General features: G+C 57.9%; 11 protein-coding genes and 2 pseudogenes. 7 read left to right on the top strand and 6 right to left on the bottom strand.

From position 1 onward, the window contains the following. Positions 1 to 31 precede the first annotated feature (31 nt). Positions 32 to 1,393, top strand: coding sequence for a chloride channel protein (locus tag BJQ17_RS22030; RefSeq protein WP_064491892.1), 1,362 nt, complete (start codon positions 32 to 34; stop codon positions 1,391 to 1,393). Between the two features lie 101 nt (positions 1,394 to 1,494). Here the strand turns inward: BJQ17_RS22030 and BJQ17_RS22025 are convergent, their stop codons facing one another. The 3 genes from BJQ17_RS22025 to BJQ17_RS22015 form a co-directional block, all read right to left on the bottom strand. After that, entirely contained in the window at positions 1,495 to 2,100 is a 606-nt protein-coding gene (locus BJQ17_RS22025) for a TetR/AcrR family transcriptional regulator (RefSeq protein WP_070096642.1), read from the bottom strand. A 156-nt stretch (positions 2,101 to 2,256) separates the two neighbouring features. After that, positions 2,257 to 3,465, bottom strand: a complete 1,209-nt coding sequence (locus tag BJQ17_RS22020) for an MFS transporter (protein WP_070096641.1) — start codon at positions 3,463 to 3,465, stop codon at positions 2,257 to 2,259. 437 nt (positions 3,466 to 3,902) lie between these two features. Beyond that, positions 3,903 to 6,119 (bottom strand): TonB-dependent siderophore receptor, encoded by a 2,217-nt coding sequence (locus BJQ17_RS22015; RefSeq protein ID WP_070096640.1) that lies wholly within the window; start codon positions 6,117 to 6,119, stop codon positions 3,903 to 3,905. A gap of 206 nt (positions 6,120 to 6,325) precedes the next feature. On the opposite strand from BJQ17_RS22015, the pseudogene BJQ17_RS32225 reads away from it, so the two are divergent. Beyond that, positions 6,326 to 6,441 (top strand): annotated as a pseudogene (locus BJQ17_RS32225) (single-stranded DNA-binding protein); the annotation flags it as partial. 216 nt (positions 6,442 to 6,657) lie between these two features. After that, a pseudogene (locus BJQ17_RS32625) lies at positions 6,658 to 7,863 on the top strand (ISL3 family transposase). Between the two features lie 48 nt (positions 7,864 to 7,911). On the opposite strand, the gene ctlX reads toward BJQ17_RS32625, so the two are convergent. Continuing rightward, positions 7,912 to 8,850, bottom strand: coding sequence for a citrulline utilization hydrolase CtlX (gene ctlX, locus BJQ17_RS22005; RefSeq protein ID WP_050562523.1), 939 nt, complete (start codon positions 8,848 to 8,850; stop codon positions 7,912 to 7,914). Between the two features lie 34 nt (positions 8,851 to 8,884). Continuing rightward, a complete protein-coding gene (locus BJQ17_RS22000; RefSeq protein ID WP_004576135.1) occupies positions 8,885 to 9,937 on the bottom strand; it encodes an ornithine cyclodeaminase in 1,053 nt (350 codons plus the stop codon). A gap of 181 nt (positions 9,938 to 10,118) precedes the next feature. Here BJQ17_RS22000 and BJQ17_RS21995 point away from each other — a divergent pair, with 181 nt between their 5' ends. The 3 genes from BJQ17_RS21995 (at position 10,119) to BJQ17_RS21985 (ending at position 12,576) form a co-directional block, all read left to right on the top strand. After that, positions 10,119 to 10,541, top strand: coding sequence for an Lrp/AsnC family transcriptional regulator (locus BJQ17_RS21995; protein ID WP_004576134.1), 423 nt, complete (start codon positions 10,119 to 10,121; stop codon positions 10,539 to 10,541). A gap of 372 nt (positions 10,542 to 10,913) precedes the next feature. Then, positions 10,914 to 12,329 carry an amino acid permease gene (locus tag BJQ17_RS21990; RefSeq protein WP_004576133.1) on the top strand — a complete coding sequence of 472 codons (1,416 nt, stop codon included), beginning with the start codon at positions 10,914 to 10,916 and terminating at the stop codon, positions 12,327 to 12,329. 10 nt (positions 12,330 to 12,339) lie between these two features. Continuing rightward, complete coding sequence (locus BJQ17_RS21985) at positions 12,340 to 12,576, top strand: hypothetical protein (protein ID WP_004576132.1); 237 nt, start codon at positions 12,340 to 12,342, stop codon at positions 12,574 to 12,576. 81 nt (positions 12,577 to 12,657) lie between these two features. Here the strand turns inward: BJQ17_RS21985 and BJQ17_RS21980 are convergent, their stop codons facing one another. Beyond that, positions 12,658 to 13,635, bottom strand: a complete 978-nt coding sequence (locus BJQ17_RS21980) for a LysR family transcriptional regulator (RefSeq protein ID WP_070096639.1) — start codon at positions 13,633 to 13,635, stop codon at positions 12,658 to 12,660. 154 nt (positions 13,636 to 13,789) lie between these two features. Here BJQ17_RS21980 and BJQ17_RS21975 point away from each other — a divergent pair, with 154 nt between their 5' ends. After that, the gene (locus BJQ17_RS21975) at positions 13,790 to 15,085 is read left to right on the top strand and encodes an MFS transporter (RefSeq protein WP_004576130.1); all 1,296 of its coding nucleotides are present in this window, start codon (positions 13,790 to 13,792) and stop codon (positions 15,083 to 15,085) included. Positions 15,086 to 15,094: the final 9 nt, after the last annotated feature.

Raw genomic sequence — 15,094 nt, 5'->3', positions numbered from 1 at the left:
CACGGCTTTTCAAGTCAGCCATGTGTGGACAATGTCCGACCCTACCCGCCCTGCACCTTCACTCCCCCGCCGTTCACGCTGGCGAGAATGGCGCCAGCGACTGGCGTTCTGGATCGGGGCATTGCTGGTGGGGCTCGTTGCGCTGGCATTCGCCTGGCTAGCCGACGCGGCGTTCGCTTCTTTCAAGCGCTTGCTGGAATGGGCACCCTGGTCACCTCTTCTCATCACTCCGCTGGGTTTCGCGCTCCTGGCTTATCTGACGCAACGATGGTTTGAGAATGCCAAGGGTAGCGGCATCCCCCAAGTCATCGCCGCCCTGGAAATGCCCTCTCGCCGGCTGCGCGCCCGATTACTCTCGCTCCCTGTGGCTGCAGCACGCATGAGCCTGACGCTGGGCGCCCTGCTGGTCGGCGGTTCGGTTGGCCGGGAAGGCCCGACCGTCCACATCGGCGCCGCAGTGCTCTATTCCTTTGGCCGACGCTTAGGCCTGCACGGCCGGCGCACCATCGCTGGCCTGGTGCTCGCCGGAGGCGCCGCGGGTATTGCCGCAGCCTTCAATACACCGTTAGCGGGGGTAGTCTTTGCCATTGAGGAGTTGAGCCGCACGTTCGAGCAACGTTTCAGTGGCTTGGTGCTCACTGCGGTGCTGATCGGCGGGGTCGTGACGCTGGGGCTGATGGGGCATTACGCCTACTTTGGCGAGATCAGCGGTCGGATGCCGGTGGGCTGGGGCTGGAGCGTCGTTCCTGCCTGTGCAGTGCTGGGCGGGCTGCTGGGTGGTTTTTACGCCAAGCTTGTGCTGCCCACCGACAAGGGCATACTCGGCCAGGTCTGTACGTTACGCGGACGCTATCCAGTGCGCTTTGCTGCCACCTGTGGGTTGCTGCTGGCCACCTTGGGGCTCGTCTCTGGCAATCATGTATTCGGCACCGGGTATGAAGAAACGCGTGCGTTGCTGGAGGGGCAGCCGATCACGGACACAAGCTTTCTCCTGTGGAAGTTTCTGGCCAACGTCGCGTCCTATCTTTCCGGGATTCCAGGCGGGCTCTTTTCGCCTTCGCTGAGCATCGGCGCCGCCTTTGCGCCGCTGTTGAGCTTGCTGCCCGATGTTGACCCTCAGGCAGGCGCACTACTCGGCATGGGCGCATACCTGGCCGGTGTGACACGCTCGCCACTGACCGCCTCGGTCATCGTGCTTGAACTGACACATAGCCCGGACCTGGCCATTCCCATGTTGGCCGCGACACTGATGGCGGCGGCCATCTCTGGATGGGTGTCTCCGGTCTCGCTTTACCATGCCTTGGCCAAGCAGATTACCGACAAGCTTCATGCTGCCGCGTCTTCCTCCACAGAACCCGCCGCTCGCCAAACGAGCGCTACCGAAAAACCTTGAGCAGCACCAAGCCTGCCCTGCCAGACGTTAACGGGTAGTCAGGTAGCGGAACTGCCCTGAGGGGGACGGGGCTCCCAACAGGGCGGAACTGTCGCGCGCATTCACGCCTCCGTAGAGTCTGTTGGCCGCTTTAGCACCCCGAGCAACAGCAGGTCGAACGCCTTGCCAGCCTGCGCCAAGCGTGCATTGCCGTCTTCGGCCTCCGCGATCCACACAGCCGCTTCAGCCAAGCTGCCGTAGATCAACGCAGCCAGCGCTTGAGCGTGCGCGTTGACGAAAACGCCCTGTAGTACCAGGTTGTCGATCAACTGGCGCAGCGACTCTATGCAATACCGCTGGGCCTCGGGCGAGCCGCCCCCCAACACCGCTCTGGCGTCGCGCAGCACGATACGCTGGATCTCGGGCTCCAGCGCCATCTCCAGGTAGGCGTGGCAGCGTTGGCGGAAGCCGTCCAAAGCGTTATCGGCGGTCTCGGTAATAGCACGCAGGCGCTCGTCCATTTCAGCGTCGAGCTGCTCAACGACGGCTGCCAGCAAGCCCTTCTTGTCGCCAAAGTGGTGGTACAACGCCCCCCGCGTCAAGCCCGCCCGGGCGGTCAGATCATCCATCGAGGCGTGCGCAAACCCCTGCTCGCTGAACATCTGGCGGGCGGTGGCCAGTAACAGGGCTCGGGTTTCTTGCATTGCGGCGCGGGTGCGGCGAACCATCCAGCTATTCCTTGTGTTCTGGCGGCATGGGGTAGGCGTATACGAGTATTCATACTGCTTGCACGCATTGTCTTGGGCGCGAGGCGCACTGACAAGCCTGTCGTATCGTCGCGCGGTGACCGAGCCTCCAAGCCTGGCGGCCAGCCCTGAAGCCGTTCAAAGCGAATACGACGCCTGTCGGGCTCGGTCGCGCATGCGCTGGTAGCCCCAAAGCGCGACCAACAACACTGCGGCCCCGGCGGCCAAGGCCACGTTGAATCCGGCCTGGGCACCCCACACATCGACCACCTGCCCAGATGCTGCGGCACCGCCGGCAACTCCAACGTTGAGACCGGCGAGCAACCAGGTCATCCCTTCGGTCAGCTTGCTTTCGGGCACGATGCGCTCTACCAGCGACATCGCCACGATCATGGTCGGGGCGAAGAACAGGCCCGCAACCAGCACGGCGATGGCCAGCCCGATGATGTTTCCCACCACCAGCAGCGGCAAGGTTGTCGCCGCCGTCGCCAACCCACCCAGCAGTAGCAGCTTGTGTAGCGGGGTATCGAGTTTCAGGACACCGAACACCAGCCCCGCGACACAGGAGCCGATGGCATAACAGGACAGCACCACGCTGGCCGCAGCCGGCATGTCCATCTGCTCGGCGAATGCCACGCTGACGATGTCGACCGTACCGACGATCAAGCCCATAGCGACCATCAGCAAGGTCAGCAGGCGTACGTCGGCCAGCCTGAACACCGACATGCTGTCTTGCCCGGTGGCGGCATCGGCCTCTACTGGCGGCTCGGTGCCGACCTGCACCGCCAAGGCGAACACGCCGATGGCCAGGAACACGGCAGCAGCCAATGTACCGGCCTGCGGAAGTACCGCCACGCTCAGCCCCACCGAAATCGGCGGGCCAGCAATGAAGGTGACTTCGTCAAGAACGGTTTCCAGCGAGTAGGCTGTCTTCAGTTGTGCCTTGCCGCGGTAAATCGCGGTCCAGCGCGCGCGCACCATCGCCGACATGCTGGGCATGAAGCCGGCGAGCGCGGCCCCGACGAATAGGGTCCAGTCCGCCAGCCGCCAATAGCTGCAAGCCAACAGCAGAAGGATGCCCAGCACGCTGAGCCCGGCGGCGGCCGGCAATAAGCGGCCCTGGCCATGGCGGTCGACCAGGCGCGAGATCTGCGGCGACATCAGTGCATAGGTCAGCACGAAGGTGGCCGCCACCGCACCGGCCAGGCCGTAACTGCCGGTGATCTGAGACAACATGGTGATGATCCCGATACCGGTCATCGGCAACGGCAGCCGGGCCAGCAGGCCGGCCAAGGCGAAGCCCTTGGCGCCTTTGGCCTGGAACAACTCGCGGTAGGTATTGAACACGCTCGACTCTCCTTATCGAAAGGCCCTTGGGCAGTCACGCTCAAGGCAAAATACATGCAGCTCGTATGATTAAAACCTTATTATCATACGAACTGAATGTAAACCCTCATGATCCGCCGGGAACCTCCTTATTCAGCCACCCTGCCCCCCGTGACGCCTTGCGTGTCGCGAGCAGTCGTTCGCCATTGAGCGCGAGTTGAACCGTGTGGGCGATGCCCTCCGCGCTTAGGAGGCGCGGGTCAAAAGGGTGGGCAATCTGCGCAACAATCCCACCGGGACTTGGCTTGCGTCACCCACTAGAGGAAGGAGTGCGGAACGATGGTACCGTCCCAATTTCAAGCGATTGAGTAGAGATGAGAAAGGCCCATCATTCGATGAGCCCTGTCAGACACCTACGTGCGAAGGCATCAGGCGTCACGCCCGGCGGCGCCAAAGCCTTACAACTTCCAGTCCAAGCTGACCATCATTGTCCGTGGCTCACCTTGGTAAACGCCGTTGTAGAATCCAACGTTGTTGTAGTAATGCTCATCGAACAGATTCTTCACGTTAACCGACGCTGACAGGTGTTCATCGATTTGATAGCGTGCCATCAGCCCAACCACCGAGAACGCCTTCTGGCCGATCTTGTCTTTGGCAGTGATGATCCTGTCACCATCGCGCCCCACTGGGCGGTTGGCTATTTTGAAGTTGTCGCTCTGCCAATCCAGACTCGCCCCAACGGTCAATGCCGGGGTCATCTTGTAGGTGCTGGAGAAGCGCACAAGGTTCAATGGCTGCTCGGTATTCTTTCGCTTTTTCTCGGCTGTGGCGGCATGGGTGTAGCTGTAGCCCAGGCTCATCTGCCAATCGGTCATCACCTCGCCCGCGACTTCAGCTTCGAAACCTTCAACGACTACACCTTTACCGCCGCTGTTGTAGAAAATTTCATTGCCATTGGGCGGCACCGAGTCATCCTGTTCCGCCACATTGTCCTGTTTACTGCGGAACACGGCAGTACTCAGGTTCAGCCTTTCTTCGAACATACTGCCCTTGAGACCTACCTCATAGACTTTGCCAACGATAGGTTCAATGTACTGCTTGTTGACGTCTCTCACGGTCTGCGGGTTAAAAATGTCGGTATAACTGACGTAGGCGGTGAACTGGTCATTCAGGTCAAAAAGCACACCAGCGTAGGGTGTCCACTGATCGTTTTGCGTCTGCTTGGTAGTGGACTGACCGGCGACATTCAGCGCGTCGTCATAGTCCCATTCCCGACGCTCCGTCTCCCAACTGCCGTAGCGGCTGCCAACCACGAAGTGAAGGCGGTCTGTCGGGTTCAGCCGTGTCGCGATATACCCGGCTTTCTGACGGGTGTAGGAGCGCGAACTGTCCAGTCCGGTATCGATGTCATAGAACTTGGGGATAGACCCCATGTACTTCCAATCAGGAATCTTGTCGTAGTCTTGGGGCACAGGGAGACCAAGGCGATATGGCTCACTATTGCGCCGTTCTGACTCGCCGTAGCCGATCATGAAGTCATGACTGCGACCCATAAATTGGAAGGGGCCAGCGAGGTTGAAGTCGATCGCATCCATCTTCTCCTCCCCACCAAAATGCGCGTACCAGGCCCGCATGCCACTGCGGTCAGCTTCCGGGAAACCATTACCTCCGTAGTACACCTTGCCGTCACTGTCGGTTTGCCGATGGGTGTAGGCCACCTTCATCAGCCAGTCGTTACCCAGGCGCTGATCAAGGGTTGCGAATACCGTCTGGTCTTTCAATGGCCAGGAAGACCATGGGGCACTGAGGTTGGTCGAGCGTGGCAGATTGGCTTTACTGCCATCGGCATTCCAGAAAGGCACCGTACCCCATGAGGAACCTTGGACGTGCTTGTTCTGATAGTCATATCCCACCGCCAGGACCGTGCTGTCGGTCAGGTCGGCTTCGAGTACGCCATACGCCACCTCACGCTGGGTGGCATATTTATTCATGAACGACTTGTTGTCGCGATACGCCAACACTGTGCGACCGCGCAGCCGCCCCTCCCAGCCTAATGGGCCGCCGACATCCAGGTAGGTGTAGTAGTTGTCGTAGCTGCCCCCACTGACACCGCTCTTGACCGCCAGTTCATGCGTTGGCCGCTTGCGCACCATCGCGATAGTGCCCGAGGGATCACCAGCGCCTGTCGTCAGCCCAGTGGCTCCGCGCACGACCTCAATTCGATCGTAGATGATGGTATCCGAGTCGGACTTAAGCCCGGAGAACGTGTTGAGCATTCCATCGATCTGGAAATTACTGATCGCGTAACCACGTGAGTAGTAGCTAGGTCGCTCCGAGTCATTTCGCTGAACCGTTACCCCCGTCACATGGGCCATGGCCTCGGACAGCGTGTTGAGCTGGAAATCGTCCAACTGCTGCCGGGATATCACCGAGACCGATTGGGGTGTTTCCTTGATCGAGAGGTTCAAGCGCGTGGCTGCACTCATGCTCCCGGTAGTGTAGGAGCCACTGTTCTCAGTGGTACTACCCAAGCTGGTAGCGACCACATCAGTGGAACCAAGCTCCAGCACACTGTCCTCGGATTTGGTTTCTGCCTCAGCCAGCGACAACGGGCAGAAGACGGAAGCACACAGGCCTAGAGTGAGTGTCATGGAAGGGTTGATCGACGGGGGCATCGCGGGCTGACTCCTTGTTCATGAAAAATCCTTGGCGCAGGAATCTACATGAAAATCATCTGCATTTGATAATTAGTATCATCTTTGTGATGGCAGCCATTCCCCATCGCCCCTCTTGGGAGCAGGGTTCTTTGAGGGTTGAGGGATTCCATCGTCCGCGGCGTCAGTTGCCAAAGCGCGTGAGATCTACTGCTCCACTCGGGTTCAAGCGCTCAGGCGAGAAGGTCGAGCACACCAGTGGCACCGCGTATCGCTGCTCGGGAAGGTCGCCGAGATCGTCGGCGAGTCTCTGCGCAAAGGCGCCCAATGCCACATCGAGGGCAATGGGGCATACCTCGACGGCAGTGATTTTCAAGCACTGCGCGAAGTGAGTCAGCCAGGACGGCCAGTATTTGAGGGGGGGATGAACCACGCACTCAGGTGGACCTGAACCCAATAAAAAAGGTTCTTCACGGAATCCCGGGAAAGACAGAAACAAGAACGCCGGTTTGATGGATGATGTTCGTGCGAGCAAACACATCAACAAACCGGCGTTCTTGTGCACGATATTAATACGTTTCTGCCCTTTTGGGAGGGCTTTTCTGTCATTGCCATCAGGCCTGACGGCGACGATCTGCTGATCGACCTGATTCCGCAGCCCACTAGGTTCCCCACCTGCAGCGGCTGCCATCAGCCCAGCACCGCCATCCACGAATACTGCCAGCGCTCGATCCGTGATCTCCCCATTCTTGGCCATGCGGTACGGTTGAATGTGGAACTGCGGCGCGTTGGGTGTCGCGCATGCGGCAAGCGGATGGAGTCAGTCAGCTGGCTTGATCGCTATTCGCGTATGACCCAGCGCTTGGCCGAGGCCGTGATCCAGGCTTGCCAGCGGCTGCCTACCCTGCACGTCGCCGAGCTGTTTGACTTGCATTGGGACAGTGTGCGCTTGCTGGAGCGACGAGCTCTATAAGCCGCTCTAGAGAAGCTACCAAAGGCCCAGCCCAGGCGCCTGGTGATGGACGAGTTCGCCCTGTTCAAAGGCCATCGCTACGCCAGCGTGGTGCTGGACGCCGATACCCGCCGGGTGCTGTGGATTGGCGAAGGACGTAGCAGAGCGGCTGTCAGGCCCTTCTTTGAAGAGCTGGGGCCAGAAGGCTGTGCGCGGATCGAAGCAGTGGCGATGGACATGAACACCGCATTTGACCTGGAGGTACGCCAACACTGCCCTCAGGCACGCGTGGTCTACGACCTGTTTCATGTAGTCGCCAAGTATGGGCGCGAGGTGATTGACCGGGTACGGGTCGACGAAGCCAACCGTCTGCGCCATGACAAACCCGCGCGCAGGGTGATCAAGCAAGCACGCTGGCTACTGCTGCGTAATCCGGAAAATCTCAAGCGAGAAGATCAACAGGTGCACCTGAGGGATCTGCTGTCGGCTAACCAATCGCTGATGACGGTTTATCTGATGAAAGCAGAGTTAAAAGCGCTGTGGTCGCCCACCACCGCCTGGGGTTGGCGATCAGCCTGGAAGCAGTGGCTGCGTCTGGCTGATGAAAGCGCTATACCGGCACTGAAGCAGTTTGCTAAACGCCTGAAGGGATACTGGCGCGGCATCTTGAGCAGGGTGCGATGGCCAATGCATACGGGCCAGCTGGAAGGCATCAACAACCGGATCAAGGTGATCAAGCGGATGGCTTACGGCTACCGGGACAGCGAATTCTTTTTCATGAAGATCAAGAATGACTTTCCCGGCAATCCGTGAAGAACCAAAGAAATCCCCACCTTGCTGGGTGGGGATCTTGTTGCTGCGTTACGTGCGAGGAGACAGGTGAATCCCAGCGATCATGCATCGTACCGAGCCACCTGCCATTTCGATAGTAGGTACATCCAACGGCACCAGTCTGGCGGTACGCTCAATGCGAGCGCGCTGATCTTGCGTCAGGCTGTTGAAGGCCCGACGAGACAGCGCCAGAATCCGGCCATCGCGGCCCGACAGTTCGATGGCATTACCAGCAAACTCCGCGATCTGCTTGTTGCTCAAATCGATGACTTCTCGACCGGACTCCACCAGCCGCATGCGAACCTCTTCAGCACGGGCCTTGTTCGTGAAAGTGCCAAAACCCACCAGTGCGAATTCAGTGGCTACGCACATCAGAACGTTGGTGTGATAAATCGGGGCCCCCTTCTCGTCTGCAGTGTCGAAGACCATAGGCTCGAAGTTGAAGTGGGTGCTAAACCGCTCCAGCGCAATCGGGTCGGCACGGTTGGAACGGGCGGTGTAGGCCACACGAGACATGTGATCAAACACCATCGCCCCGGTGCCTTCCAGGAAAAGCTCATCCTGCTCGAGGCCAGAGTAGTCGATCACATCCTGTACCCGGTATTCCTGCTTGAGCATCTCAATCACGTCAGTACGCCTTTCCCGTCGACGGTTCGGCGAGTACATGGAGTAGATAGCGATGTGACCACCCGGGTGCGTAGAGAACCAGTTGTTCGGGAACACTGAATCAGGGGTGTCGTTGTCGCCGAAGTCATCAAACACATGGACACGAACTCCCTCCGCCTCCAAGCGACCCACAGCCTGGGTGACCTCATCTCGAGCAATCTCGGAGACAGTGTGCGCTGCAATGTCAGGGCTTGAGCTTTGGAACGAGTTGTCAGCAGCGGTTTCTGGATTAGGGGTGAAGGCGTGCGGCCTGACCATCACCACTGCTGCAGGTGCTTGAATCGAACGAGTAGGAAGTGCCATTCAGTAATACCGATTTGGGATGCTGATCTTAGAATTATGCAACGCGTCGAATGCGTTTTTTGGCGGAGCGGCCACGCGTGTGGCTGAACAGGTCTTTCGGATCATCTTCAACCCACGGGACGAGATCGATCTTGGTGCCGACACCACGTTTCTCGGCCTTCTCCAGGACGTAACGCAGCACCGAGTAGTCTTCCAAGGCAAAACCAACCGAGTCAAAGACGGTAACCTGCTCATCGCTCTGACGGCCTTCCTGCTCGCCGGTCAGGACACGCCACAGATCAACTACCGGAGAGTCGGCTTCGAGTTGTTGGATGTCACCTTCGATACGAGTTTGCGGCTCGTACTCAACGAAGACCCTCGCCTTGCGCAGCACGTCGGCATGCAGTTCGGTCTTACCTGGGCAGTCGCCACCGACAGCATTCAGGTGCATGCCAGGCTCCAGCATTTCCGGAGTGATGATCGTGGCATACGCTTTATCGGCGGTGACGGTAGTCACGATGTCAGCACCGCGTACTGCCTCAGCAACGCTTTGGGCACGGGTGATTTTGAGGTCGGTGTATTCCTGCAGGTTTCGAACGAGCTTGGCGGTCGCCTGAGGGTCGACGTCGTACGCGACGATTTCCTGGATGCCCAGGTGCTTGTGGAACGCAAGGGCCTGGAACTCACTCTGGGCGCCGTTACCGATGAGAGCCATTTTGCGCGAATTTGGACGAGCCAACGCTTTGGCGGCCATCAGAGATGTTGCCGCAGTACGCAGAGCTGTCGCGATGGTCAGCTCAGAAAGAAGCACCGGATACCCCGTTTGGACATCGGCCAGCACGCCAAAGGCCATCACGGTGTGAAGATCCTTGAAGGTGTTGGAGGGGTGACCATTAACATACTTGAACGCATATTGGCTCGTATCAGCCACAGGCATAAGTTCGATCACACCGACCTCGGAGTGACTGGCCACTCGGGCAGACTTATCAAACTCAGGCCAGCGTTTGAAATCATCACGGATGACGGCCGCGAGCTCACCCAGGAAATCCACTACACCGATATCGCTAACCAGATCGGACATTGTAGGGACATCAATGAAATGCGTCATGTTATGCACCTTGAAAGTGCGCGCGCCTCAAGCCAGTGCATGGGCGAACGCTAATTGTGAATTTTCGACCTCCGAAATTCTGATGAAATATTGGTGCAAATTGAAGTGTACAGGTTGCCATATTTCGCAAGGTTCTAGACAATCTGCTCACACTTCAAAGCAATGTGGATGGTCGGAGCTCATGGATAACACTGATCGGCAACTCATCGCGCTTCTGCGGGACAACGCTCGTACCCCTGTGATGACGCTAGCTAAGAAATTGAAGGTGGCCCGCGCCACGGTTCAAAACCGACTCGCCAGGCTGGAAGAGCAAGGCATCATCATGGGCTATACCATCCGCCTCCAGTCCGATGAGATAGACCGAGGGGTCAGAGCCATCACCAGCATCAGCATCAGCGGCCACCACGCCGCAGAGGTCAAACACGCGCTACGCGGGCATCCCAACGTGTTTGCCATACATACAACCAACGGTCGCTGGGATCTGATGGCGGAGCTGAGAGCCGATACGCTGGAGGCCTTTGACAAAGCTTTGAATACCATCCGCTCGATCCAGCACATCGAGAACACCGAGACCAGCATCCTTCTATCGAGCATCAAGATGTAGTCAATGCGCCCTGTTTTGCACCATGTCAGTGCAAACCGGCATTTTGCTCTGATTTGTGAGCAATCTGATAACTATTAGCTGATGGTATACCAATCTGTAGCGTTCCGATTGGCAACTATGACTGGCAGAATGGCGCTTCTGAACCGCCGCTGCGGGATCTCACAGGGGAATGAGCACCTAGTTTTTGACTACTTCTAATTACTTAACCAGCTTGATGAAGGAACTCAGCTGAGTTTATTTCTTCATCGCCTGCGTATGTACTGCCCCACCCTCCGCTATGAGGGGCTCAACGTCTATAGCCCACTTAGCACTGCACCTTCTAATCAGAGGGCGGGTAGCGGTTGCTCACAGAAAAAGAATAAGAGGTTATATATGCATCAGACGTGCAACTCAAAAGAAGCGAATAGCGGCGATGGCCGAGAACTCAAGCGTCGACTGCAAAATCGACATATTCAGCTGATTGCCATCAGTGGTGCTATTGGGACAGGCCTCTTTATGGGGTCGGGAAAAATGATAGCCCTGTCTGGATCTTCGATCCTACTTGTCTACGCAATCATTGGTTTCTTTGTTTTCTGCATCATGCGGGCGATGGGTGAGATGCTCCTCGCCAACCTGGAAATGGGCTCGTTTGCAGAGCTCGTCCACCACCACATGGGCCCCCGTGCCGGGTTCATCCTCGCCTGGTCGTACTGGCTAAGCTGGGTTGTCGTTGCCGTAGGCGACGTTGTGGTAGTCGCAGGCTTTCTGCAGTACTGGTTCCCCGACCTTCCTACGTGGATACCAGCCTTCGGAACCATGTTCCTGCTCGTAGCGCTCAACATGCTGGCAGTGAAAGCCTTTGGGGAGGTTGAGTTCTGGTTCGGTCTGATCAAGATCATTGCAATCGTCGCGCTGGTACTGACCGGCCTCTTCATGATTGCTACCTCCTACACCTCTCCCGATGGTGTCACTGCGACGTTCAGCCACCTGGTTGAACCAGGGGTGATGATGCCGCATGGGGTGCTCGGCTTCCTCGCGGGCTTCCAGATCGCCATCTTCTCTTTCGTGGGGACTGAGCTGATTGGCACCGCAGCTGCTGAAGCTCACAATCCCGAGAAGACGTTGCCCAAAGCGATCAACACAATCCCTGTGCGGATCCTGCTGTTTTACGTGGCCGCTCTCGCATGCATCATCAGTGTGATTTCCTGGTCTCATGTGCCAGCAAACCGTAGCCCCTTTGTGGAGCTCTTCCTTTTGGGAGGCTTGCCTGCTGCTGCTGGGATGATCAACTTTGTAGTCATGACCTCAGCTGCATCCTCAGCAAATAGCGGCGTTTACTCTGGCTCACGCATGCTTTACGGCCTGTCTCACAACAAACAGGCACCACATGCCTTCGGACGCTTGTCCGGCTCGGGCACTCCAATCCGGGCACTGATGTTCTCAGGTCTGTGCATGACTATCGCGCTGACGCTGCTGTTCGTCATTCCAGATGTCATGGGTGTTTTCACCTTGGTCTCGACAATCTCGGCGGTCATGGTGGTTGTAACCTGGTCGTTGATCCTGCTCTCTTACCTGGCTTACCGACGGACAAACCCAGAAGCTCACCAACGCTCAACCTTCAAGCTGCCTGGTGGTAAGTTCACAGCGGTGCTGTCTCTGGTCTTCCTCCTGTTCGTACTCTGCCTGCTCTCCCTGGAGGCTGATACTCGGACGGCCCTTTACATCATGCCGTTCTGGTACATCGGACTGCTGCTGGCCTATCAACGAAGCGCCAAAACGCAAGGCCATGTGGCTGTGACTGCATCGTAAGGAGGCGCTCGTGAGCTCGACAACGACAGGCATCAAACTCGACGCGCCGACCAAGGAGCGTATCAAGGAGGCCGCTGGCCTCCTGGATCGCACTCCTCACTGGTTTATGAAGAAGGCGGTGCTCTATTGGCTCGAGAGAGTCGAGTCCGGTGCCGGCGTTGCGGACATGCTGAGCGAGACCGACTTAGACAACGATGATCGATTGAACAGCGTCCTGAGCCGACGGCAATTGCTAAACGTTGACTAATGAAAGATGACGACCGCAGCCAAACACTGCGGTCGTTTCATTTGGGCTGAAAAGCAGCCGTAATTGCGAAACGTGTTGGGTTCAAACCAGCGATGCCTGAGCGAGGCAGTGCTGGAAGCTTTCCAGGAACACTGTCTCCGCCATGGTCATCCTCTGCTCCCTGTTCCAGAGCAAGTGCAAATCCGCGTTGACGATGCCTTCGGCTGGAGGCAAACGCCATAGCAACCCCTTCTCAACATCCTCATGGAGGAGGTGCTCAGGCATGCAGCCTACTCCGAAACCTGCGCAGACAAGCCGCTGAACCTCTTCAACGCTAGGAGAGGAAGCAACAATGCGCCCGGTGAACCCATGCTGATCACGGAACATCGCAAGCGGTGACAGGTTACCCCCCAACTGATCACTGACGAAACTCACGAAATTCTCTCCACGTAGCGACTCGAGGGTCACATCGCTGCGCCCGAATAAACGATGTCGCACACCACAGAAGAACGCATAACGCTGGCTGATCAGCAAGCGCTGCTCCAGCTTGGGCTGTGGAATTCGACACAAGCCAACGCCAGCTGTGGCCGTTTTCTGCAGCAGAGAGCTGATGATGTCAGCACTGCGCATGACATCGATTTCCAGCTCCACACGTGGATGCGCCTCATGGAAATCACCGAGGAAGTCATCGTAAACCTGTGACTGAACTCGGCTGACGCTCAGCAACCTCACCTTGCCAGCTACGCCGTCACTCTCTTGCTCGACCGCTGCGCTGATACGCGATACATCGCCATAAATATCGATGGCAATACGCAGCACCTCTTCTCCCGCAGCAGTCAGGTCGAAACGCGGCCCACCCCTGATAATCAGAGCGCAACCGAGCTGTTCCTCCAGTCGTCGGAGCGCTTGGCTGACCGCCGACTGGGTCACATGCAATCTCGCTGCGGCCCTGCTGATACTGCCCTCTTGGCCAATGGCGAGGTAAGTGCGCAGCAGGTTCCAGTCCAGGCGATCGTTGAGGAATCGTCGTCCCTCCCATTTGTTGATCAATGCGTCAGATCTAGAGCTTGACGGGTTCATTTGAGCACTCATTAGTAGCGCTGCTAATACGACGGATAAGAATTAGCAAATTGACTAATCATAGCCCCAAGGCGATAAAACCCGAAAGCGCCAAAGAGCGCGACCGGCTTAGCCAAACCTGCCCACCTGCCTATAACTCTAAGAAGGGCCTTGCATGCACACGTCCAACCAACCGCGTCGAGCGGCGGCTGCCGCATTTGTCGGCACCACCATCGAGTTCTACGATTTCTACATCTACGCCACGGCGGCTGCGCTTGTGCTCGGTCAGGTGTTCTTCCCCAGCAACAATCCGTTGCTTAGCACCCTGGCGGCATTCGGCACCTTCGCCGTCGGATTCATCGCCCGACCAATGGCAGGCATGGTGTTTGGCCATCTGGGCGATCGCCTGGGTCGTAAAAAAATGCTGCTGGTCACCATGGTTCTCATGGGCCTGGCCACCACAGGCATCGGCCTGCTACCCAGCTACGCCAGTGCTGGCATCTGGGCCCCCATCGGTCTGATTGCCCTGCGAATTGTCCAGGGGATCTCCGTCGGCGGTGAGTGGGGCGGTGCTGTGCTGATGGCAAGTGAGCATGCGCCGGCCAAACGCAAAGTCTTCTACGCCTCATTTGCTCAATTAGGCAGCCCTGCTGGCCTGTTGCTCGCACTGATCGCATTCCGCCTGGTGTCTTCTTTGGAACCTGAAGAGTTCCTAAGCTGGGGTTGGCGCCTTCCGTTCTTGGCCAGTGGGGTGCTGATGCTGGTTGGCCTGGCAATCCGATTTGGCGTGGAAGAGAGCCCTGAGTTCCAAGCTGCCAAAGCCAAGAAAGAGGTCGTCAAATACCCAGTGCTAGAAGTGGTGCGCGACTGCTGGAGACAGATCCTGTTCGCGGCCCTCGCGGTGACCATCGGCTCCGCCGGTTTCTTCTTCACCAACACCTTCATGATCACCTACGTCACCACCTACCAGGGTATCCCCAGGGCTACCATCCTCGACTGTCTGTTCCTGGTGACCATTCTCCAGTTCCTGACCCAGCCATTGGCGGCACTTCTTGCGGAGCGCATTGGCGAGGGCCGCTTCCTCAAGTTGGCAGCCCTGCTGTGCATGGCCGTGCCCTACCCCATGTTCATGCTGGTAGGCACGCAGAATCTGGTTCTGATGACAGCAGGAATCGCCCTGGCGGTGGTAACCCTTTCGGCGCTCTATGCGGTAATCGCTGGCTACATGACACAGGCGTTCCCCGCTCACCTGCGCTACTCCGGGATTTCTCTGGCCTACCAGTTGATATGCGCCATCGCCGGGGGCAGCACGCCGATCATCGGCACCCTGCTGGCTGACCGCTTCGCCGGTCAGTGGCTGCCACTTGCAGTGTTCTTCACGGCGCTTTCCACACTTTCCCTGATCGGCGTCTGTGGCCTCTCTCGCCTGCGTGGTGAGCAGCAGGAATCCACCCCCGCCATCGCACGTTAAACCAGGAGT

It is taken from the genome of Pseudomonas sp. NBRC 111139 (assembly GCF_001753955.1).
GTDB classification, from domain to species: Bacteria; Pseudomonadota; Gammaproteobacteria; order Pseudomonadales; family Pseudomonadaceae; genus Aquipseudomonas; species Aquipseudomonas alloputida.
The sequence above is the reverse complement of the archived record's forward strand: the minus strand, read 5'-3'. Positions and strand labels throughout refer to the sequence as shown.